The organism is Candidatus Hakubella thermalkaliphila, assembly GCF_013281975.1.
GTDB lineage: Bacteria > Actinomycetota > Humimicrobiia > Hakubellales > Hakubellaceae > Hakubella > Hakubella thermalkaliphila.
In genome coordinates this window covers 1-22,053 of the sequence record NZ_BLRZ01000020.1, presented here as the reverse complement: position 1 = coordinate 22,053, position 22,053 = coordinate 1, and the positions used below count along the sequence as shown (strand labels likewise).

Below are 22,053 nucleotides of genomic sequence, written 5' to 3'. Positions count from 1 at the left end.
GGTATTGATAATGGCTAAGGCTTTCATTACTCGTTGAGTTAAAATATCTTGAGGATCCCTTACCCTACCCATTGCCTCGCTATAATTCTTTATAACATGCCAAGTTTTTGAAGTACTATCGATCGCTTCCTTAAAAAAGTCAAAAAGTTTATCTGCAGTGTAGAAATTCAATCTACCCTCTACAAAAGCGGCGTTCTCATTTATGAATTTGGTTAATCCTCCCTCTTTGGTTTCTTCCTCAAAAAATGTAAACATTGTGCGCTCTGCCTGCCCCACTACATCGGAAATCCTAGGTAAGCAATAGGTTGTAATGGGATGTAAGGGAAAAGCGCCTTTGCAAATGGTTTCTATTACCCACTCTCTATCTTTTTCGGGATAGAGACCTAGTTCCACCATTTCGTCTATCAACTTTGTGCTTCTTTCAATTTCCTCCTCAACTTTCTTCCATTGGTCAGCCTCCCTCTGGTGCGTAATAGCATAATCAATTAACTCCTCTGATTCATCTATTGCCGTAAGTGGTCTAGGCTGTTGCAAACGACCTTCGATTCTCTCCCAATTATGTAAAGCTTCTTCACTAATTTCACCTCTTAGGTAAGTATGTGGCGGGTGGTGAGAAATTAGGATCAAATGTAGTTGACTTTCACCGCTTCTTTCTATGGTTTCAACAAAGGTACGAAGAAAGCTCTCCTCTCTTCCTAAGTCACCACGCCGGGTGTTCCTTACATGTTCGTCAAACTGATCCCACATAATAGCTATTCCTTTATATCGATGCTCTCTAATTAAAAGCTCGCTTATTTCAAGATGAATTTTTGGAGCCTTTTCATTGTATTCAGGAATAAACTCGTGTCTTGTTATCTCCTTATGCACCTCTTTAAAGAAACGGTATGTTTCTTCATTAAATGCCTTTAAATTATCCTTTAAGGTGTCAACATCATGTTCCTTTGCTTCCAGCACTCTTCCCATCTCTTTGATAAAATCTGGTTTTTCCTTTTCCCAGTCCTCTATTTTACTTAACGCACTCTGGTAAGAAGTTTTCAAAATCTCTTCGGGAAGATTTCCTCTTCTTGAATCTATTAGAGCATCCTTCAATCCTTTCAAGAGGGCATGTTCTGCGCCATCCGGGTCATGACCTTCTAACAAAACAAGAAGGTATGGTCTGTCAATATTTCTGACATTATAGATTTCAGTAGCCTTATCAAGGTCTTTCTCTCGTATTCGTCGGAAGATCATTTCGAAATCTTTGGAATTGCTGTTTTTTGTCAAGTAATTAGCGATGACCAGTCCAAAATGGGATTTGCCACTTCCATAGGTGCCGCTAATTAAGTGGACTCTACTCCTTGAAGTAGGATGCAGTCCTCTGCTTATAGAGTAAAAGGCATTCCTCGCGCTGGGATTCACATAATAACTTTCGAGCTTGTATTTATTTAGTTCCTCCTCAAAAAAATCGTCTGTTATTTTTACTGCCCTAACAAAACCCCCTTTTATTTTGATAAGTTCATTCAACATCCTTCTCCTCCCAATTAGGGTACCTTGAAAACCCTATCTTTAACCATGAAATCTTCATAAGGTAGATTCAACCTACTTGTGATCAAGACGGGGCTGTGCATGCGGCCTCTTAAGCCTGAGAGAAGTTTCAATAAATCCTCTTGCTTCTCTCTCGTCCATGTATCTAAAAGTGCTTCTATTTCATCTATTACTAATAGCAAGGCCGTCTCCTTAGCCCAGGTGCTTATATCTTGCATAAAATCAAGAGGAGCATACAGCCCTAATTTTGGATTTAGTATACTTAATTTATCTTTCAGGAGATCAATATATTTCCCCTCAAGCCTTTTAGCCACTTCCTTTGCAACAAAAGTCTTTCCAGAGAACGGAGAACCATACAAAATAAATACTCTATTTGCTGATGGTAGGGGTTGATATTCTTTTATCTTTACAGAAATATGCTCTATGAGGGATTTAGAATGTTTCATCCTTTTCTCTTTTTATGTAATACATTTCAAGAATATCTAAGGGTCTTCCTTTAAACATTAAGCCGACTTGGTCTAAACCTGCTGTGGTAGAAAGATCCACGAGCCGATCATGCTGTGAGCTTGAAAGGAGCCTCAGTACTTCCTCCAACCCTTTCCGATTAAGGGAGAATACTCTTCCAACATTACCCTTGAGATCTAATAACTCCTGTATCGTAATTGTTGAAAGATTGGGAGAATTATTCTCTCTCTGATCAAAGATGACATAAGCTACTAGATAGGGCGAGATACTTGATGGAGGATTTTTGTAAAACTTATTTTGGGATACGGTTCGCTTCGGTTGACTTTCTGTCTTAAGATATTCCGTCTTTCCAAGAGCCTCTTTTGATATAAACGATCTTAGAAATATTGAGACATCTGACCTTAGGTGTTTATCATTTTTAGATCGTAGACCATTTGAAGCCAGAAAATCGATTGCATCCTCAGAGGAAAAGCGTGTTCGATTCGGTAGAAATTCGTTTGTTAATACATACCACACCTCAGCTTCAGGATTACTAGCAAGTTTGTAGTGAAAAACCCATTGAGTGATGGGGTCTTCGAAATTAGGATCAAAGGTTAACAATGAATTGCCAAAAGCCGTTAACTCACTGTTCATATTGTCTCTTAGGCCTAAGTATCCTAACCAGGTGACGGTAGCCTCAGCTTTGTTATCACCGACACCAAGCAAACGCATCAATTCTTGACGTTGAATATACCTTTTTCTAGAAAAAGCATTTAAGGCGGTTGCTATAATTTTTCTTTCCATTCCAAAGTTCTGGCTATAGCCTATTGCCATCTCTGTATCTCCTTGTTTGCTGGCTTGCATGTAAAGCTACACACGAATCCCGTAGAAACCTTGTATTTAGACATCTTCCACAATGAGAACATCTAAGTTCTGAGATCTTAAAATGTGGGTTTATAGCAATCGCATCTGTGGGACAGATTCCCACACAAGCTCCACATAATACGCACGCTTGAAATTTCCTCATTTGGCGTTCAATAGATTGGAGCAAATAGCGACTATTTTTGCTTGTTAATATGTCAACACAAATAAACTCCCTTCCCAACTTCCAGCTTGGGTTAACCCTACTTTCCTTTTCCAGTATCGAAATATCGTTTACTCTTTTGAGCATAAAAAGCTCCTCCTCCGTAGCGACATCTTTCACAATAAATCCCGCGCCCATATGGTCTGAGAATTCTTGTATCCGTCCAAAGGGTTTGAATCGCTCAATAAAGTCTATCGAAATAGGTTTATCTAAAATAAAGTGCATAGCGTTCACATTCTTAAGACACGGAACTTTTCTTACGTAGACAAGGCCCTCTCCCACTTCTTCACTTCTACCTACTCTCTTTTTCCACGCACCAGATGAGACATATTCAGACGGGGCCTCTTTCTTAATTGACTTTGCAAATTCTTCCAAAAATCGAATCCATTTTTTGTAGCTTGACGAATATTCTTTACTGATAAGGTATTCATTAAAGGCATTAGTGTAAGGACAATACATACACCCAACTCTTGGGAGTCCTTTTTTGTATGCATCATTGAAATCCAGTCGTTTACTTAGAATGAAAAGCCAAACCTCAATTTCTCGCCACTCTAATATGGGATAAACAGAAAGCTGATGAGCTATCTTCTTGTTATGGTAGATTGGTTCTCGATTTCTTCGTCGGCTTGATTCTCTCCTTCTCACGCCCTCGAAACTAATCACACCTTCTTCGCCTTTGACTTCGTTAATCAATCGCGATATGGGACTCGCTTTGAATACACTACAACACCATGCATTAAGCATACTTGGAGGTCCAATAAGTTTACACATTTCAAGAAATGCTTGATCGCTTGAATTTTCGCGAAGAGGAATTCCCCCATTATTTCCGAAGAATCTGTCCATGTAATTGTGGGTGTCGGGATATTCTATGGTAGTATTGGCAAATATGTGTAAAACTTTATCGGTTTCGAGGGCTTTTCTAACCAGATGTGAAACAACAGTACTGTCTTTCCCTCCACTAAAAGAGACGACGGGTTCTCTTTTCGGATAGGATTTAATGATTTCTCTAATAAATGAGACAGCTTCTTTTTCTAATTCATCCAAAGTTGACTTGTTTGCTTTGTAAAGAATCTCTGCGGTTATGTAATGATCTAAATTAGTTAGATTATCTCTGCAGAGGTACTCTTTCATAATTGTCGGTTTCCCATTCGCAGAAAGTCGAAACAGTCTTTTCCCGTTAAACCATATGGTCTTATATCTCATCCAAAGTCCATTTTGCCAGCTATTGCCTGGCAACCTCTTATCCATTTCTTTTTCCAAAAATTTGCATTCTTTCTCAAACACTGGTTTCAAGTCTGAACATATTTTGGCAGCTTCCGAACCACAATTTTCACACTGCCTTTGTAATGTTGGAACGTTGCATTCTCTACACCAAAATATTTTGTTATTCATAACACGACCTCTTTGAACATTCTTCATATCTGCAGATTTGTTTTAGTCCTTTTATGGTTTTAACACTACTTATTATTTCAACTGTTCGAAGAACTCTCTTACAGTCATATAAGCATCCATTTTTGTTCGTTTAATTAGTTCGGGATTGGTTTGAATCAGAAAATTGGCAACTCATGATGGACCCTCTGCCTCTGGACTTCTGAATCTAGATTCTATACTGCTTAGCCCTTTCTGAAGAAATTTGTCGCTCAGGTAAGGCTTAAGTTCGTCCCTTACATCCCTAGGACCGTCTCTATAATAGGAAAGAAGTACATAGATGTCATATGCATCTTTTTCAGCATATCTTTCGCCAAGAGCGATGCCTTTAAGTGCGAGAGAGCTTACTATATCAGCAACTCTGAGGGTAACTGTCGTTCCTCCATCCTCGGGCAGTATCCCCGACAAGGAACATTCCCAGTTATGTTTCAGTGCAATTTCAGCGCCCTCCAAAGTTCTTGCTCGCAAATCTGGCTGCACCAAACGATGACGGTGCTTTCTTCCCTTGCCTTTCTCCGGCTTCGGAGTTAGAAAGTCTACTCCCACGACGTATTCCCTCTGATCCAAAGAGGAGACTATTTTTTCTCGAATTGGTAGAAAATTTGAGGGGAGGGCCTATATCCCCGATCCAAAAGCATCTTAGTAATGGTAGCGTATCTTTCTTCATCGATGATTTGAGGATCTATTACCAGATCAATATCGACGGAGCCCACGTGCCTAAAGTCGGAAGTTGGGGATTTATGCTTCTCCAGTAAGAAATAGGGGGCCCATCCACCAATCAAAACCAGAGCATCAGCATAGCTTTTAAGGATGGTCATAAGTTCAACCAAAACCGATTTTGAAGCTTCCGTTACTTCAAGCTCGTAGTCGCCACTAAGTCTTGGCAATTCCTACTCCTTTTAGAAAGAAAGCTTTTGTGCCCGCAAGAAATCCGCTTGTTCTTTTCCTCTGGCAGGATAATTGTGTAAGTCGAGGTAAAGTTGGGTGTTCGACACAGTCACCATATCCCCAACAATCTGCCTATTATAGAACACTCCTTTATCATAGGGGATTATCAGATGCACAGTCCCTCCGTACTCTACTGGACGAAGATCAAGTTCTTTAACCCAAAAACCACGAGAACCAGCAAGGTAAAAATGAACATCTGTAAAGCGAACGAACGGGGCAACAAGGGAAGCTCCTGCATGGAGAGTGAAAGCGTATTTCAGACCTTTTTCTCTCGCCAGTGCGCTTGCCTTTTTCATTAAAGACGTTGGATTCTTCTCAAAGGAATAAAAAGTTTGGATCTCATTGATCGTGATATTGTAGCTACTGGCCCAAAGATCAAGCAGCTCACCTGGCCTAGTTAAGGTGATCGCGCCTCTTTTCTTATCAACAAAACCTTCCTCATCTAAAGTATTGGTTACAAGGTAGGTTTGCTTTAAGCTTGCCTCTGCTTCAGTAGATAGGGCTCTAAGGGTCCAAACTTCTTTTGAATTTTCTAGCATTACTCTTATCACTCGCGACGATACGGGTGAGAAGAGACGCCTCAGGGTTCTCTTCTCCATCTTTTTGACACTTACACGATCTATACCCATAGCTCGGTCTTTCACCCCTACCTGCTGTACGTCTATCAAGATGCTGTTGAATTTCAAAAATACATTGCCCTGAAGATCTATAAAACCAACTCCTGCCTCCTTGCAGATATTCCTTCCTCGCTCAGAAATATAGGGGGCGACAATTATAGGGTATGCATCCTTCTCAGCGGAAATACCCAACTTTAGCTGACCAATAGCCTGGTAGAGATAACGGGGTTGACCTGCAGATTTTACTTCGCAGACAAGCTTCTTCCTGGTTTTGTTTATCTGAACATCAAAGACAAGATCATAGGGTTTTTTCTCAACTTTCTGCTTACCGATTACTTTCCCATTCGGAATTATCCTTTGAAAGTCTTTGATAAGTTGAGAAATAATTTCCTCTTCCCTGTTCATAATTTTCCCCTAAAAGCAATTTTTCCCGTACGGGAAAATAATAGCATGCAGGAAAATTCTGCGCAACTATTAAATACAACAAAAGATAAGGAGTCAGCCATGTCTCAAGATGATCTAATTATCCATCATCGGCTACAACTTTTGTAATATGCTAAAGAGCATAGTGTCAAAGCCACCCGGGAGGTCTAGGTCTTGGGGGTATCAAGAACCAGATATCTAAACCAGCTTAGAGGAACTGCGCAAAGATCTGGATAAATTTCTCTATCGTTGGTAGATCACATTGAAATTCTACTCCTCAGCTCAGCCAATTCCTCTTCACTCAGCTCGAACTCCTCCAGAGGAGGAAGGTCCTTCAGAGATCTCAGACCCATACTCTCCAAAAATTTATCCGTAGTTACATACAGGATAGGGTTGCCAGGGACGTTCAATCTCCCCGATTCGGCAATCAACTCCTTATCCTGCAGACTTTTCACCACGGAGTCGGAGTTTACCCCCCGGATGAAACTAATCTGGGCTCGAGTAACCGGTTGTTTGTAAGCAATGATGGAAAGAGTCTCCAGGGCTGCCTGAGTGAGATAACCCCGCATAGAAGAGGCCACGAATTTCTCTACCGCGCTGGTGTAGCAGGGATTGGTGAAGAGCTTATATCCTTCCCCTACCTCTCTAATTGCTATTCCCCGCTGGCCATCTTGGTACTCCCTCTTCAGTTCCTGGAGAGCAGCGTTGATCTCTTTCTTATCCTGGCCCAGAACTTCCGCTATTTCTGCAATCCTGAGGGGCCGATCACTGACAAAAAGGATGGCCTCAATTACGCCTTTCAGTGCTGGAACGGTCATGCTGGAAGGGAGAGTTGCTCCGCTCGGGAGATGATAATGTCTCCAAAAGTCCCAATCTGATCTATCAAAATATCTCCTCTTTTGTAAAGCTCCAATATCGCCAGAAATGTCACTATGATATCCATCTTGTCACTGTAGTTCTGAGTAAGCTCCCGAAAAGACAGATTTAGTCTCTCTTTCAGCTCCTCTTTGATCCTAAAAATCTCCTCCTCCACGTTCTTAAATAAGGGAGTCAGGTAAATCATGGGGAGAGGCTCCCTTACTCTTCTTCCTTCCAGGCTCAGCAGAATGAGAGCAAGATCCTCCTTCCTGACCGAAGCCAGAAAGTCCGGCCTGATCTTTACAAATCTTTCCTCCAGTTCTGCCTGTCGGCCGAAGCACTTCTCCTGTTCTGCGTGCTGTTCTAGATAGCGAACTGCTTTTCTAAATTTTCTATACTCCACCATTCTAAGGAAAAGCTCCTCAGGAGAGAGCGGCTCTTCTTCCTCGTGATCTACCTGGTTCTCCGAAGGAAGAAGGGATCTGGATTTCAGCTCCATCAACAGAGAGGCATAGAGAGCAAAAGAGCTGATCTCGTTAAGGTCAGCTTCAGCCAGGTGCTCAAGATAAGATAGGAAACCGTTTGCAATCTGGGATATCGATATCTGGTAGATGTCCAGAGTTTGCTGCTGGATAAGCTCAACCAGCAGCTCTATGGGTCCTTGAAATCTCTCCAGAGTCAACCGATAGCCCATCACAGCTTCAAGAGATTTCGGACATCAGCCATAGTCTTATCGGCTATTTTGAGAACCTTCTCTCTGCTCTGGGCAAAGATGCCCTCGATCCTTCCCTCATCTTCCAGTAGATCTTTTCTCTTCTGACGGAAAGAAGCCAGTGAGTCAGCGATTCTCCTGGCCAATAAATCTTTGCACTGAGTACACCCGATGCGGGCCTCACGGCAATCTTCCTCTACCTTTGCTATCTCCTCGCTGCTATAGATCTCGTGAAGATCGAATACCAGACAGATTTCAGGATGGCCGGGGTCAGTCCGGTAGATCCTCTGTGGATCGGTGATCATCTGGCGCACTTTTTTTCTGATGGTGTCCGGGTCGTCGCTGAGATATATGGCATTTCCGTAGCTCTTGGACATCTTGCGTCCATCGGTTCCCGGCAGGCGCTTAACTTCAGATAGGAGAGCCTCTGGCTCTTTGAAATAATCGCCGTAGAGGAAATTGAACCTCCTGACAATCTCCCGACAGAGTTCCAGATGGGGAAGTTGATCTTCTCCCACGGGAACGATCTCCCCGTGAACGATTATTATGTCCGCACATTGAAGAACCGGGTAACCCAAAAATCCCAGGGTGGAGACTTCTTTAGAGGCCAGTTGAACTACCTGTTCCTTGTAGGTAGGGCACCTTTCCAGCCAGGAGACCGGGGCAACCATGGCCAGGTAAAGAAAAAGTTCAGCCACCGGGGTAATATCAGACTGTCGATAGAGAACGCATTTTTCGGGATCAAGACCGGCTGAGATGAGATCTATAGCTACCTCTCGAGTATTTTCCCTTAAAGCACTGGTGTCGCTATACTCAGTGCTTATAGCATGCCAATCAGCAATGAAAAAGAAGCATTCATATTGGTCCATCAAGCGGATCAGGTTTTGTACGTTGCCATGATAGTGACCCAGATGGAGCCTCCCGGTAGGCCGGAAGCCAGTTAAGACTCTCCTCATTCACCTTCCCCCTCAAATTTTTAGGATAGTATAACTCAGATTGGGGGAAAAATAAAACGGTACAGAAGAGTTCTTACCAAAGACCGGGTAGCAGATTAAGTTAAGAAGCTGCGAGAGTTCTCCGATCAAAAGCTTCGAGGCAGGCCTCTCCTGAGAGATTGCTTTGGTCAATAGGCTATTATTTTGACTACTGGGGTACTGTTTCATCTGACGTGCTGGCTTGTCCGCCAGCTCAAAGGGTCCGTCTTACAATGAGCCAGGCTCCAAAAATATAGCAATTAAAGTAAAAATCTCCACAAAGTGCTGGCTGTGAAGAGCAGATTGAAAAAGGGTGATACTATGGCCCAGAAGACGGAAGAAAAGAAAAAGAACAGACCGAAGATGATCAGAATTCCATATCTTTCCACAGAGAAGTACCTCTCCATGTCCCGGTAAGATAGAAAGGAGGCCACAATGCGGGAACCGTCCAGAGGGGGGATGGGAATAAGATTAAAGATAGCCAGAAAGATGTTGATAGATACAGCAGCTATAGTCACCTGGTAGAGAATGTTCATGATCTGACCGGCCATACCTAGATTGGACAAGTTGGCCAGAACATTGATAGCCAGGCCGAGAACATTGCCTACTATCAGAGCTACCAAGATGTTGGCCAGTGGGCCAGCCAGGCCTACATATCTCAAGCCCCGGCGAAAATCCCGGAAAAAATAGGGATTTATGGGTACCGGCTTGGCCATGCCGAAGAGAATACGGGAGCCAGATAGAAGAAGCAACAGCGGCAAAAGCACGGATCCAAAAAGGTCAAGGTGAGGTATAGGATTAAGGGTAAGTCGCCCCATGTTCTTAGCCGTGGGATCACCGAACCGATAAGCTACATATCCATGAGCTACCTCGTGAAGAACGACGCCCAATATGAGACCGGGCAATATAATTACTGCTCTTAAGATAAGGTGAGTAAGACCGTCAATCATGTGTGACTCCTTAAGTTTAGTTAGGTACGTCTGCTGTAGCCCTCGGTATGGGGAGGGCCAGATTCTCTTAGATACAAGCGGTCCCGAGCTAAAGTAGTCGCTTTGAAATGTCCGTGGATAACAAGAACAATTTTCCACATTGGTGAGCCATGGCCACCTCGTAGTGATAAGCAGGCTCCTTCAATCACGGCGCCTTTCATGTCCTGGTAGTCCCTCTACCTCCATCCACTGTCTTACAAACTTCTCCTCTTCTTCCCGGTTACGTACCTGCCCATCGATCCTGGCCAAGAGAAGGACCATAAGAACCTTACGAAAGAGGGGCCCTGGCCTGTAGCCCATTTCTTTGAGATCCCGGCCCGAAATCTCCACTTGTACATCCTTCAGGTTCTCAACGTACTTTTCTATGCATTTGGAGGTTGCTGGTTTCAAAGCATGAAGCAGAACCAGGGTCTCCGCACTCAGTCCTTGACAGAAAAGATAAATCTGGCTATCCTTCAGATTTCTGGAGCTTAGATTTTCAGCCGTATGGGCAAAGTTACGGATGGACTCCTCCATCTTGCGAATATCCCTCTTCCTAAACTTCATCTTCAGCGTCCAGGCGCTAACTTCCTGAGGAGGAAAATCCATAAGCAACCCCATGAGCAAACATAGCCATCGCCTGGGGCTCTCACAGAAAAATTCCTGCAGTTGGACATAAGAACGGTCGATCTTCTCGAGATCCTCCAGACGCACCTCGTCTATTGCCAGGTGAGGGTGCAAGATTTTGGTGACTCCCAGCTCTGCCAGACGTTTGACCGCTTTCCAGGGTTCCGGCTCGGAGAGAATAAGGATAATTTCGTCCCTGACCCGAGAAGAGGTCAGTTCCTCTACCAGCTCCATACCTAGAGCTCTTTTTAGCAAGATCTCTGTGCTACCATCCATCTGGAAACCAAACCTTTGCTCAAACCTGACCGCTCGGAAGATTCTGGTCGGATCATCGATAAAGCTTAGATTGTGAAGAACTCTGATTTTCCTCTTAGCCAGATCCCTTTGGCCGCCAAAGAAATCCAGAACCTCCCCAAAAGTGTCTTCGTTCAGGGAGATAGCCATGGCATTGATAGTGAAATCTCGTCTGTAGAGATCCTGTCTGATTGATCCCCTCTCCACCGAAGGTAAGGCGGCTGGATACTCGTAAAATTCAGTCCGGGCCGTAGCGATATCCACATGGAAACCGTTCTTCAGTATCAGCACCGCTGTTCCAAACTTTTGATGAGTCCTTATCCTTCCTCCGATAATTTCCGTCAGCCTTTTAGCAAAGGTGATGCCGTCCCCTTCGATAACTATATCCAGATCAAAATTGGGTTGATTGAGCAGAATATCTCTTACTATCCCCCCTACCAGGTAAGCTTTCACATTCAGCTCGGAAGCTATCTGTCCGGTCTTCTCCAGGACCTCCTGGATAAAGTGGGGTAACAGATCCTTGATCCGCTTTTTTATCTCACTTGTTTCGATAATAACTCCCGATGGGGGAAGCTGTTCCCTACCCGAGATATAATCGGATCCATGGAGAGCTCTGAGAAGATCAGTTCTGGTGATGATACCTACCAGCTTTCCTTTATCCACTACAGGTATCCTGCCTATGTTGTGCTCGATCATCATAGTGCGAAGTTCCATTATGCTAGTTGTGAGATCAGCCGTAACCACTTCTTTGGATAGGAAGCCCTTTACCGGTGCATGTCCCAGGCCGTGCCCAATAGCTTTGTCCACGTCTTTTCTGGATATCACTCCTATTAACTTGTCTCCCTGGACTATGGGAAGGCCAGCATGACCGTATTTAGTCATGATATTTCCTGCCTCCAAAATGGTAGTCTCGCTGTCTATGGTCTTGACCGGCCGCGACATTAGGTTCCCCGCCACCTGGGGCTTCCTGACCTCTTTCTTCAGCACAGAGATTAGTTTTCTTTCCAGCTGGGCCAGGGAGGAGTCTCTAACCACAGCCGATGCAGCCTGGGGGTGACCGCCTCCTCCAAAATGAGCCAGCACCCTGGAAGCGTCTACCTCTTCCATTCTGCTCCTTCCCACCATATAGATCCTGTCCTGGGTTCCGGCTGCAGTAAAGATGACTCTACTCTCCTCTATCTCGCCCAACTTGTTAGTCAGTATGGACAGACCATCTATATATTGCTCCATTTCTGCTGTGGAAATAAGAATGTCTACATCATTTATCCTCACTTTATGGGATGAAAAGATGAGCTTCTCCAGCAATTGGTGCTGTTCTCGGGAGAGAGGAGCACCCAGAAAGGTCCTCACTACCTCCAGATTAGCTTTCTGGGACATAAGAAAGGCCAGCATCTCCACATCCCTGGCTGTAGTGGTGGAATAGGTCAAAGAACCTGTCTCCTCGTAAATACCCAGGGCAAAGATGGTTGCCTCCAAAGGGCTTATCTCTATCCCTTTCTCCTTGATCATCTCCAACAAAATAGTAGTTGTAGTTCCCAGCATCTGGGAGAAATCCCTCTCCACCCGGAGGTCTCCCTCAGCCACAGGATGATGATCAAAGACCAACACCTCCACATCCTCCCTCTCCGCCACACTTCTGAACTCTCCCAAACGGTGAGCGCTTCTGGTATCCACTATGATCAACCTTTTAATTCGGTCCAGGTCGATCTGGTCCGGGTCAGCAAAGACAAGCACATCGGCGTGAAGGGAATAGAAATCTCTTACATTGGGATTGAGAGACCCCGAAAAGGCCATAATAGCATCAGGATAGATTTTCCTGGCCGCTATCATGGCCGCAAAGGAATCAAAATCTGTGTTAGTGTGACTGGTAATTACTTCCATGGTTATTCTTATTATCCAGACCTGTCTTCTAAGCAAGCATATTATATAATACCCTTAAGGGCAAACTTTGTGAGTGGGACATCTCTCTTTCTGACTGCCTGCCCCCAGAATATCAAGGATACAAAATGGCCCAAGTACGCATTGGAACATCAGGATGGAGTTATAAGCACTGGGAATACGGGGTTTTTTACCCGGAAGGCTTGCAGACCAGAGGTCAGCTTCCTTTTTATGCCCAAAGCTACGACACCGTAGAAATCAACAACTCCTTCTATCATCTCCCTGCCAAGAATACTTTTGAAGATTGGAAATCTAAGGTGCCCAAAGGGTTCCTCTTTGCGGTTAAGGCCAGCCGCTACATAACCCACATCAAAAGGTTAAAGGATGCGGAGGAAGCCTGGAAGAAATTTCTGGCAAATACCCGGGCCCTGGAGGAAAAACTGGGCCCCATCCTTTTCCAGCTTCCTCCTAACTTTGCTAAAAACCTTTCTCGACTGGAGGATTTTATAGAGATTCTCCCCTCTAACCTCCGCTATAGCTTTGAATTTCGTCACCCCACCTGGCTTGACGAGGAAGTGTACGAAGTCTTGAAGAAAAAAAATATAGCTCTCTGTATTCCTGATTCTCCTGGTTTCCCTACCGCCCAGGTGATAACGGCCAACTTCACTTATCTTAGATTCCACGGAGGCCAGATTCTTTACGGATCTGACTATTCTGAGGAAGAGTTTGAAAAATGGGCCAAGAAGATCTCTGGATGGCTAAAGCAGGACATAGATGTATACGCCTATTTTAATAATGACGCCTATGGATACGCCCTAAAAAATGCCCGGCAGTTGAGGGAATTAGTAGACATATACCTAAAAGAGGAAGGGAAATGTTTTACATCGGGGTGGATCCAAACGTAAGGTTGGCTTCGCTAGCAATACCTCTATACGCCATTTTCATCGTGTCCGCTATTCTGTTAGGTTTGTTTCTCGCCCTGGCTTTGGCCAGGCGCTATGGATTTTCACATGGGCAGATTTTGGCGTTCTTCTTAGCCGCTGTGCCTGGTGGATTGGTGGGCGCGAGACTGGTACATGTAATAGACAAGGCTGAGCTCTACCTGGCTGACCCAATGCTTATTCCTGCCTTTTGGTTGGGAGGATTTTCCCAATACGGAATGATTATCGGTGGGCTGGCTACGGTAGCAGTTTATGCTCATTGGCGCCGATTGCCTTTGCTTCGGTTCCTGGACCTTATCACTGTGCCACTGCTGGCTGGTCTTTCACTGGGGCGAGTTGGATGCATTGTCCAAGGATGTTGCTATGGGACTCCTACTACCCTACCCTGGGGCTTCGTCTATACCCATCCTGCTAGCTTTCTACCCGCGGATTGGATAGCTAGAAGAGTACCAATCCATCCAGCACCACTTTATGAGATACTATGGTTCCTGGCTTTGCTCAGTATTTTACTGGCGCTGCGTGCCCATCTTCTCCCCAAAGGGATGCCCTTCTTGGTCTTCCTGGTTGGACATTCTGCAGGGCGGTTTATTATAATGTTCTTCAGAGCCGACCCAGTTCGACCCGTATTTGCCGGGCTGGATCTGGTTCAGGTTATCGCCCTCCCAATTTTGATATTCTCCATCCATTTGCAGTTACGTTACCGGAGGATAAAGCACCTTCATCCCCGGATAGAAAAGAATGAGAGCGGCCGTGTTGCCTCAGATAAGAAATCTAAACCAAAGGGTCTTGACAAAGGCTTCGAGAAAGGTGAAAATAAACATAGAACATAAGAATGGGAATAACCTCTAAGCAAGAGATAAGTGTGACAAAAACTACCCTTGCTTGTGCGGTAAACATATGCGCTTTGAAATACTGAATTTAGGATATCAATAATGAAGCGACAGCAACCAGGTAGATGCTTAATAGGAGTAGCTTTAGCAATTTTGGGTCTCTGGATAGTACTGGTGGGCCAATGGGGTCAGGGGCTAGTAGGGTATGTGGATTGGATGTGGTGGACGAGTTTGGTAGCTGGGCTTTGCATTATTGGGCTTGGGATTGCGATAGCCATTATAGAAGCGAGACATCCTCAGTAATCAATAACTTACAAATCACCCATGCGGCGCAGCGCACCACGTCGCATGAAAATTGATTATTTTCAAGGGAGGAGGTAAGAAATGGGCAAGTTGGACACGAGAGCGCTGTTCGGCCTGGCTATGGCCGTGCTGGGTGCATGGATGATAGCAGCAGCTCAATGGGCTTTGGCAGTCACCGATCGTACCATTTGCTATGTCTGGTGGACTACCACTGGCCTCGGTGGGGTTGCCCTGCTGGGTGGCCTGGCGCTGGCGCTGGGAACATTCGGGCTTATCTGGCAGCGTCGCTAATCTAATTGCGAATAATGCACCTGGTAATAAGCACCTCTTTTTAGGAGGTGCTTTTTTGTTGTCAGAAATGGTTCTAATTCAACTCTGAACCCATCGATCTCTTTTACTTCGTGAGCCCCCCGATATTTGAAGTAGTAGCTATCTTCCTGCTCGCATTTCAGGTGATGAAGCCAGATAACAATTACCTACAATCTTTTTATACTCAGCCGGCAGAGCCTCGATCCCAAAGTCCTTTTACCTAGATCTCTGATTACGATACCGTGTTTCTGACTCTTTTAGAAATAATAAGAGTTGCTCAGCACTCTGGGCATAAGCTTTGGGTAGTGGCTTTTGGATCCCTCTGGCGTTTTCAGCCACGTGGTCTACAAAGTTCTTCATTTCCTCCATTGCATTTGAGATACTCACTGTATTATTATCAAAGAACATATATGGAAATACCTTGGTGCAGTATTCGAGAGTCTTACCCATCACGATGGTAAAGACGTCAACTTCGTTAACCAGCATACCTGACTCCAGCGTCCTGCGAGTCCACTGAACTGCATCTTGAAGAATCTGCTCTTTCGCGGAAGCCCAGGGGCGCTCCATCCATTGACCCGCTCTCTTCCGACATACTAATACACAATCGTAGCGAATATTACCATCATTACTATGAAATCCACTTTTCCCTTCGGACCGGACGATGGGACTTGCGGAGACATAAAAGCCTGCATCGATCAGAACCTGGGCGATGTTTTCCCAGGCCCAGGTTCTGATATGGTGGAAGGTAAAGATAAGAAGCCCCTCGTCCTTTAGAACGCGGTGGCATTCCTTGAAAACCCTAAACAAACCCTGACTAAAAAAATCAGTAGTTTTACCGAGCCTGTCATTCTTCACAATCTCATCGGGACGACTGGAAAGGTCTGGTTTGAACCAGAGGTACTCATCTTTCAAAGCCAGTCGCAGCCACACATAGAAAAAGTCAGCTAGTTCAGAATACTGAACATTATCAAAATACGGTGGGTCCGTTATGACGGCATCTACCGACTTATTCGGCAGAAATGACAGATCTTCCGAACTTTGGCATTTCAACAGCGAGGCGTTGTCGTGCTTCTTTAGTTGACTAAAAGACTCCGTCAGATATGCCTCTATACGTTCTGTGCCAGTGCGTTTGCTGAATCTACTACCTCTGGCGTCAACTAATTGTTCGTATGGCCTCTGGGCAAACCCTTTTGCTCGCCGGACTTTCTCAAAACATTTCACAAAGGTGCACCGTCCGTACCTGGTGCCCCAGACATTATTCTCTGTAGGACGCTCAATCGGATGATAGGCATGCAGGCCAAAGAAGAGAGAAATCTTATGCCACTCCACCTCATATTTACAAAACATGTTATTAGCGTCCAGACAATCAGAAAAGGCGATGAGCATCAACTCTTTGATGTTTGGATCAGGCAATTTCAGTATTTCCTCCTGCAAAGTAGACAAACACAGTAGTTGCCGTTCGTTGAAGAGCTGCCAAAAGTAGAAGTAGCCGTGGTTAACAGGACGCGGGTCGCTCCGACCCTCTATAGGGATAGCCTGGTGCGGAATAAGCAAACTTTGGCGTCGATGGATGAATTCGTGTCTAGCCTTCTCGTAGAGACGAAGATCGTCCTCATCGACCCGTTTGAAAAATCGCCCGCAATCCGTGCAGTACCCCTCCAATCCATGTAGTTGAACGTCCAAGGCCCTACCTTTCCTGGCCACAGCATCCAGAATCTTTCCCTGCGCTCCACATTCGGTACAGCGGAATATACCCCTACCAGATATACCCTTACGTGGGTCAAATATCATGTGGCACTCGGGACATTTTGTCTTTTGGTTGTAACCAACAGTCTCAACGATTTGTAAGCAACGAGGGCAAATGGACACATTGACATGACTGCGGCGCGATAGTTCATAGTTAGAAAATAACCTGAGTACTGCTCCACAAGAGTGACATTGAGCAACTTTCACCCAGAAAAAGTACATAACTTCTGCTTCATGTCCACGAGGGCACTGAGTTTTGTAATAGCTCTTGATGAACTCGCCAGCCGTCTGCTCCAAATGTTCAAAACAGGTGTCCAGAGCCTCGATGTCAACAGGCTCAATCTGCTTTTTTGTTACGAACCATGCTACGGGATTGACGTCAACACCTATGACCCTGCAGCCTAGTCTGAGAGCTTCAACAACTGTTGTCCCGCCACCCATAAACGGATCCAAGACAGTTTTTCCGCTTAGATTTGCACCGCCACAGAACTTCTTCCAGACCCCTTGTGCTGATTCTTCATCGGAGCTAAAGGCAGACAAAGTAATCATGCGGAACACGCTGCCCAGTCTTCTGGCCCACCACTTGTGCATCTGATAAATGGGCTTTTTGGCATTGCCCTCTCCCATAGCAACAGGATTCAAATTCTCAATGGGTAGGTCTTTCTCTATGAATGCCATATTCTTCCTTAGGGGATACTGGAATTTCATCAAGAGCCACTTATAAAAAAAGCGGTTAGGTACCGGGCTACGGGCGGGAAGGGGGAATTTTTTCTCTTGACAAGTCGCCTCTATTGAATGCTGGGCGCTGGGCCGAGTCCCACATCGCTGCAATTCATCAGTCCTTTTGGACTGTTCCTCGTGCGCTTTCTCTAACCCGGTCTTCGCCGACAAGCCCTTTTATTTTTTCTACCTCTGCCTCCGTTGTTTCGATACCGACAACGTCCACCAGCGAGGAGAGGAAAATGATCTTGCCATGCTTACGTAGATCTTGGACCTCCTTAGGCTCTTTGGTTTTAACCAGTATCCTTGCCATGTTAAAGCACCTCCAAAATTTTGTGAGCATCTATCTGGCCATACCCCTGCTGATTGCGGGAAAAGCCCAAATCAGCACAACCAGTGCTTAGGGAGCCTAAAACCTTTTGCCGCTCGTATGGCCCATAAAGCGAAGCCAGGATCCCACCTACCATCGGTGCTGCGATGGATGTTCCACTCAAATGGAATCTCCCAACCTCTATCGTTCCTGGAGCCACGACGTCAGGTTTCTCCTGGTCCGCTCTTCCACGACTGCTGTAAGGAGTAATTGCCCCCGCTTCTGTTGCCCCAACCGTCACGGCACGGGCCGCATTGCCCGGGCACGAGATCGTGCTGTCAGAAGGCCCCCAATTACCAGCAGCAGCAACAACGGCCATCCCTTGTTCCACCAAGGTATCCACAAATTGGCAGAGCCAGCAGTCTCCGTGACACTCCCGCTGAAAACCCAGCGAAAGATTGGCTATGTCTGCTCCGTTGTCCAGCGACCACTCGAGGGCCTGAAAGACCGCTATTTCATCCACGTCGCCATAGCGGTCTACTGCTTTGGCGTTCAGTAGGGAAGCATCAGATGCAATAGCGTTGATAATCTTCGCCACAAGCGTTCCGTGCAAGGCGTAATCATAAGCCCCTTCGCCAGTGAAGTCCATCCGGGCAACCACTATACTCCCTAACTGGTAGTGTCTGTTCAAAAATATCCGAACTGAATCGGAAAGGACGATTTCAAGTTTTTCTAATCCGCTTTTGGGGGATTGCTCGGCTTTTCAGTCTCGTTGAAAATCGAAGAGACAGTCGGAAAAATGATCAACGTGAACCCTTTCTCCCTCACTTCTGCCATGACCTCGGTGGTCTGGAGCGAAAACCGAATAACCTCTCTCCCAGAGAAATATCAGCTTTACAAAACGCACTCCATAACATCTTCCGGGTGAGGAGGACATCCCGGGATATATTTCCCTTTCCCCGGGCAAATCAGCTTGGCACAGGAGCCAAACTTAACAAGCCTCCCCTCAAAGTCCGCCAGAAGCTCGGCATCCTGGCCCAGGACAAAGGTAGTATCCCCAATCAACTGTATTTGATCACCTGAAACCAATTTGCTAAATACGGCGGACAAGGTGTTTCTGCATCCACTGCATGCCCCCTCTTCCATAATCCTTATCCCGTGCTTCAAGAACTCCCCAGATTCAAGTACTAGCCTGCTAAATTTTCTCTTAACCTCTTCGACCTGCAGGCCGCGAACCTCAATCTCCGAGATGATTCCACAACCAAGGCCCTGCTCTGAGGCCAGCCGCAAGTACTCTATCGACTCTGGATCTATACCCATTACCAGCGATGCTACGGTATCAGCTGCCACCGTATCAATGGATGAGATTAAGATTCCCAGGTTGACTGGAGTTCCATGGGCGGGCCCCATTCCCTCCATGGCAATAGTTCCGTCAATCACGGTAACCTGGGGCAGGGCCACCTTGTTCAGATCCACTATGCATTGGGAAAGCCCCCAGCTATGGAATCTCTTCTTGTCCCTTTCGGGGATGATTCCCTTCATGTTCTTTAGCCCAAGGGTGGCTGGAAAAACATCATGGGTCTTCATCACGGGAACGTTGATTATCACATCTGAATCAACCAGCTCCTTGGGAACCCTTATTCTCCTCAGGACCCGTCCGTTGGAAATACTCATCGGGACAAACTCGCTCTTCTTGAAATCCACAAGCTCGACTTGCTTATCAGTTGCCAGCACCCTAAATCCGCATTCATCGAACGCCTTTTCGGTATCGTGCCCAACGGCTGCGCCCTCGCCGATAATTATCCTTTTTGCCCCTAACTGTCTTGAGAGATCAATTAGGGCTGCGACGATGTGCGGATTGGTGGTTGCGCCAGATTTGTAGCTCCTTGGAGCAAGTAGGTTTAGCTTTATCAAGACCTGATCGCCCCGGCGTAAAATGGTTTTCAGGCCACCTATCAAATCAAGGGAACCCAAAACCGCATCCTTAACCTTCTCCAGATCGTCTACGCCCTCACATCGAACGACAGAAACTGTTGGTCTGAGGTCCAACTTTCTTCCTCCCTAGTTTGAAGCATACCTGTCTTTTGATCAGCAAGCCAAGACCTTGGCTAATTCTGCACACGTGCCATGACCTCTCCAGCAAAGCTCCGCCCATAAATCTCCCCCTCCACTCCCAAAAGTTCAGCCACCGTTTTACCCAGGTCGGCAAAGGATTCTCTGGTACCCAGGTCAACGCCAGCCCTGATTTTCTCTCCGTAAATAAGAACGGGCACGTATTCCCGGGAGTGATCCGTACTTTCGGTAGTAGGGTCACAGCCGTGATCAGCGGTAACAAAAAGGACATCCTCTTCCCTCATAGCCTGCAGAACTTCCAGAAGTTTGAGATCAAACTCTTCCAGAGCTCTGGCATAGCCGGAAACGTCATTGCGGTGGCCATAGAGGGTGTCGAAATCTACCAGGTTAACCATGATGATTCCAGCAAACCGCTCCCTGGTCTTTCTTAAGGTGGTTTCCATACCCTGAGAATTGTTTTTGGCGTGAATGGCCTCCGTTAGCCCCTGACCAGCAAAGATGTCCTCAATCTTACCTATGCCAATTACCTCAAAACCTTCCTTCCTGGCCAGATCTAGAACAGTTTCTTTGGGCGGGGGCAGGGAAAAATCTCTTCTTCTCTCTGTCCGAACAAACTTCCCGTCTCTGGTGACGAACGGCCTGGCGATCACTCTGGCTACTCCATATTCTCCTTTCAGAAGCTGCCTGGCCTTCTGGCAGATGTGGTATAGCTCCTTCACGGGTATAGTTTCCTCATGGGCGGCTACTTGAAAGACGCTGTCAGCCGAAGTGTACACAATGGGCCTTCCTGTCCTTATATGCTCCAGGCCCAGCTCCTGGATTATTTCCGTGCCCGAAGCTACTTTGTTGCCCAGGCTCTTCCGTCCGATAGCCTGGTGGAACCTATCCATCAAGTCTTGTGGGAACCCTTGAGGAAAAGTGGGAAAGGGTCTGTCCAGAATGATGCCCATCATTTCCCAATGTCCGGTGGTGGTATCTTTCCCCGGCGATCTCTCCCCCATTTTCCCATACGAGCCCAGAGGTGGAGCTACCTTTTTGATCTCAGGAATATCGACGAGGTAGCCAAGGCCAAGAGATTCTAGATTGGGAATCTGAAGGCTACCCATGGCCTTGGCAATGTGAACTAAAGTGTTGCTCCCCTCATCGTGGTAGAGATAAGCATCGGGCAGCTCGCCCACGCCTAAGCTATCTACAACTATGATAATGACCCTTTTCACGAAGCCCCCTATGTTCATCATGCCGCCCCGCTTAAGGCACTCTTTTGCTCTCTTCTTCTATTACCGTACCACAGCTCCACTGCTTTAGGAACATAGACTTTCTCTGAGAATTCAGTAATCTCTTCAGACATACCATACCGCCCTACTCGAAACTTTTGCTGCATATTAGAGATAGCTGAGACACTCCTATTTGTGGAAAAGTAGAGCAAGATTCCTGTACTAGGCTCTGGGATGCCACCGGTAATAGACCTTTTTAAGATGCTCCTGGCTGACGTGGGTATAAATCTGGGTAGTGGAGATGCTGACATGGCCCAACATTTCCTGCACCGAGCGAAGGTCAGCCCCATTTTCCAGAAGATGAGTAGCAAAGCTATGCCTCAGGGTGTGAGGTGATACCTTCTCCTTAATCTGGGCCAGATGGACATACTTTTTGAGTATCTTCCAGACTCCTTGTCTGCTCAACTTGCCTCCTCTGTTGTTTAAAAATAGGGAAAACTGGAGAGACTTCTTGTCCAGGCGGTGCCGCCCATGAGCCAGATATTTCTTGAGGCTGGCTATGGCCTTACTTCCAACAGGCACGATCCTTTCCTTCGACCCTTTACCCAGACATCTGACCAGACCTGCCTGAAGGTCCACGTCACTCACCTCCAAAGAGATGAGCTCAGAAACCCGAAGCCCACTGGCATAAAGCAACTCCAGGATAGCCTTATCTCTGAGATCTATAGCCGTCGAGGAGCCCACCACATCCAAAAGCCTTTCTACTTGTTGGACAGAGAGCACGTCGGGAAGCATTCTGGGGGGTCGAAGGAAAGGATCGTGCCTGTT

The 22,053-nt window shown here is 46.0% G+C and carries 22 protein-coding genes; 3 read left to right on the top strand and 19 right to left on the bottom strand.

What is annotated here, in order from left to right:
• The 12 genes from HW443_RS03390 to HW443_RS03335 all read right to left on the bottom strand — a co-directional run.
• A partial coding sequence (locus HW443_RS03390) for a hypothetical protein (protein WP_176237902.1) occupies positions 1 to 1,506 on the bottom strand: 1,506 nt, incomplete at its 3' end.
• 14 nt (positions 1,507 to 1,520) lie between these two features.
• Positions 1,521 to 1,970: an AAA family ATPase gene (locus HW443_RS03385; RefSeq protein WP_176230836.1), complete on the bottom strand. Its 450-nt coding sequence runs from the start codon at positions 1,968 to 1,970 to the stop codon at positions 1,521 to 1,523.
• Positions 1,957 to 2,802 (bottom strand): DUF4007 family protein, encoded by an 846-nt coding sequence (locus tag HW443_RS03380; RefSeq protein WP_176230835.1) that lies wholly within the window; start codon positions 2,800 to 2,802, stop codon positions 1,957 to 1,959. The genes HW443_RS03385 and HW443_RS03380 overlap by 14 nt, the downstream gene beginning before the upstream one ends.
• Complete coding sequence (locus HW443_RS03375; protein ID WP_176230834.1) at positions 2,786 to 4,444, bottom strand: phosphoadenosine phosphosulfate reductase domain-containing protein; 1,659 nt, start codon at positions 4,442 to 4,444, stop codon at positions 2,786 to 2,788. The genes HW443_RS03380 and HW443_RS03375 overlap by 17 nt, the downstream gene beginning before the upstream one ends.
• Before the next feature lie 171 nt (positions 4,445 to 4,615).
• Complete coding sequence (locus HW443_RS03370) at positions 4,616 to 5,047, bottom strand: hypothetical protein (protein ID WP_176235528.1); 432 nt, start codon at positions 5,045 to 5,047, stop codon at positions 4,616 to 4,618.
• Between the two features lie 8 nt (positions 5,048 to 5,055).
• Positions 5,056 to 5,367, bottom strand: coding sequence for a hypothetical protein (locus HW443_RS03365; protein ID WP_176232060.1), 312 nt, complete (start codon positions 5,365 to 5,367; stop codon positions 5,056 to 5,058).
• A 12-nt stretch (positions 5,368 to 5,379) separates the two neighbouring features.
• Positions 5,380 to 6,450, bottom strand: coding sequence for a type IV toxin-antitoxin system AbiEi family antitoxin (locus tag HW443_RS03360; protein WP_176235527.1), 1,071 nt, complete (start codon positions 6,448 to 6,450; stop codon positions 5,380 to 5,382).
• Positions 6,451 to 6,725: 275 nt separating this feature from the next.
• A complete protein-coding gene (scpB, locus tag HW443_RS03355; protein WP_176231316.1) occupies positions 6,726 to 7,286 on the bottom strand; it encodes an SMC-Scp complex subunit ScpB in 561 nt (186 codons plus the stop codon).
• Positions 7,283 to 8,020 (bottom strand): segregation and condensation protein A, encoded by a 738-nt coding sequence (locus tag HW443_RS03350; RefSeq protein ID WP_176231317.1) that lies wholly within the window; start codon positions 8,018 to 8,020, stop codon positions 7,283 to 7,285. The genes scpB and HW443_RS03350 overlap by 4 nt, the downstream gene beginning before the upstream one ends.
• Complete coding sequence (trpS, locus tag HW443_RS03345; protein ID WP_176231319.1) at positions 8,020 to 8,994, bottom strand: tryptophan--tRNA ligase; 975 nt, start codon at positions 8,992 to 8,994, stop codon at positions 8,020 to 8,022. The genes HW443_RS03350 and trpS overlap by 1 nt, the downstream gene beginning before the upstream one ends.
• 278 nt (positions 8,995 to 9,272) lie before the next feature.
• Positions 9,273 to 9,962, bottom strand: coding sequence for a site-2 protease family protein (locus tag HW443_RS03340; protein WP_176231320.1), 690 nt, complete (start codon positions 9,960 to 9,962; stop codon positions 9,273 to 9,275).
• 180 nt (positions 9,963 to 10,142) lie between these two features.
• Positions 10,143 to 12,818, bottom strand: a complete 2,676-nt coding sequence (locus HW443_RS03335; protein WP_176231322.1) for a CBS domain-containing protein — start codon at positions 12,816 to 12,818, stop codon at positions 10,143 to 10,145.
• A gap of 89 nt (positions 12,819 to 12,907) precedes the next feature.
• Between HW443_RS03335 and HW443_RS03330 the strand changes: the two genes are divergently transcribed.
• From HW443_RS03330 to HW443_RS03320, 3 genes are all read left to right on the top strand, one after another.
• On the top strand, positions 12,908 to 13,684 hold the full coding sequence (locus tag HW443_RS03330) for a DUF72 domain-containing protein (RefSeq protein ID WP_176231323.1): 777 nt from the start codon (positions 12,908 to 12,910) through the stop codon (positions 13,682 to 13,684).
• Between the two features lie 2 nt (positions 13,685 to 13,686).
• Complete coding sequence (locus tag HW443_RS03325; protein ID WP_176237901.1) at positions 13,687 to 14,550, top strand: prolipoprotein diacylglyceryl transferase; 864 nt, start codon at positions 13,687 to 13,689, stop codon at positions 14,548 to 14,550.
• 384 nt (positions 14,551 to 14,934) lie between these two features.
• The gene (locus tag HW443_RS03320) at positions 14,935 to 15,144 is read left to right on the top strand and encodes a hypothetical protein (RefSeq protein ID WP_176226806.1); all 210 of its coding nucleotides are present in this window, start codon (positions 14,935 to 14,937) and stop codon (positions 15,142 to 15,144) included.
• 234 nt (positions 15,145 to 15,378) lie between these two features.
• Here HW443_RS03320 and HW443_RS03315 read toward each other — a convergent pair whose 3' ends face one another.
• The 7 genes from HW443_RS03315 to HW443_RS03285 all read right to left on the bottom strand — a co-directional run.
• Positions 15,379 to 17,586 carry a DUF1156 domain-containing protein gene (locus tag HW443_RS03315; RefSeq protein ID WP_176235341.1) on the bottom strand — a complete coding sequence of 736 codons (2,208 nt, stop codon included), beginning with the start codon at positions 17,584 to 17,586 and terminating at the stop codon, positions 15,379 to 15,381.
• Between the two features lie 157 nt (positions 17,587 to 17,743).
• Positions 17,744 to 17,941, bottom strand: a complete 198-nt coding sequence (locus HW443_RS03310; RefSeq protein ID WP_176231561.1) for a hypothetical protein — start codon at positions 17,939 to 17,941, stop codon at positions 17,744 to 17,746.
• A gap of 1 nt (position 17,942) precedes the next feature.
• Positions 17,943 to 18,599 (bottom strand): S8 family serine peptidase, encoded by a 657-nt coding sequence (locus tag HW443_RS03305; RefSeq protein ID WP_176231562.1) that lies wholly within the window; start codon positions 18,597 to 18,599, stop codon positions 17,943 to 17,945.
• Positions 18,600 to 18,701: 102 nt separating this feature from the next.
• Positions 18,702 to 18,875, bottom strand: a complete 174-nt coding sequence (locus HW443_RS13850) for a serine aminopeptidase domain-containing protein (RefSeq protein ID WP_176229362.1) — start codon at positions 18,873 to 18,875, stop codon at positions 18,702 to 18,704.
• Positions 18,833 to 19,852: a DUF362 domain-containing protein gene (locus HW443_RS03295; protein ID WP_176237900.1), complete on the bottom strand. Its 1,020-nt coding sequence runs from the start codon at positions 19,850 to 19,852 to the stop codon at positions 18,833 to 18,835. Before HW443_RS03295 ends, HW443_RS13850 begins: the two co-directional genes overlap by 43 nt.
• Before the next feature lie 194 nt (positions 19,853 to 20,046).
• Positions 20,047 to 21,228, bottom strand: coding sequence for a phosphopentomutase (locus HW443_RS03290; protein ID WP_176235339.1), 1,182 nt, complete (start codon positions 21,226 to 21,228; stop codon positions 20,047 to 20,049).
• A 219-nt stretch (positions 21,229 to 21,447) separates the two neighbouring features.
• A partial coding sequence (locus HW443_RS03285; RefSeq protein ID WP_176237899.1) for a tyrosine recombinase occupies positions 21,448 to 22,053 on the bottom strand: 606 nt, incomplete at its 5' end.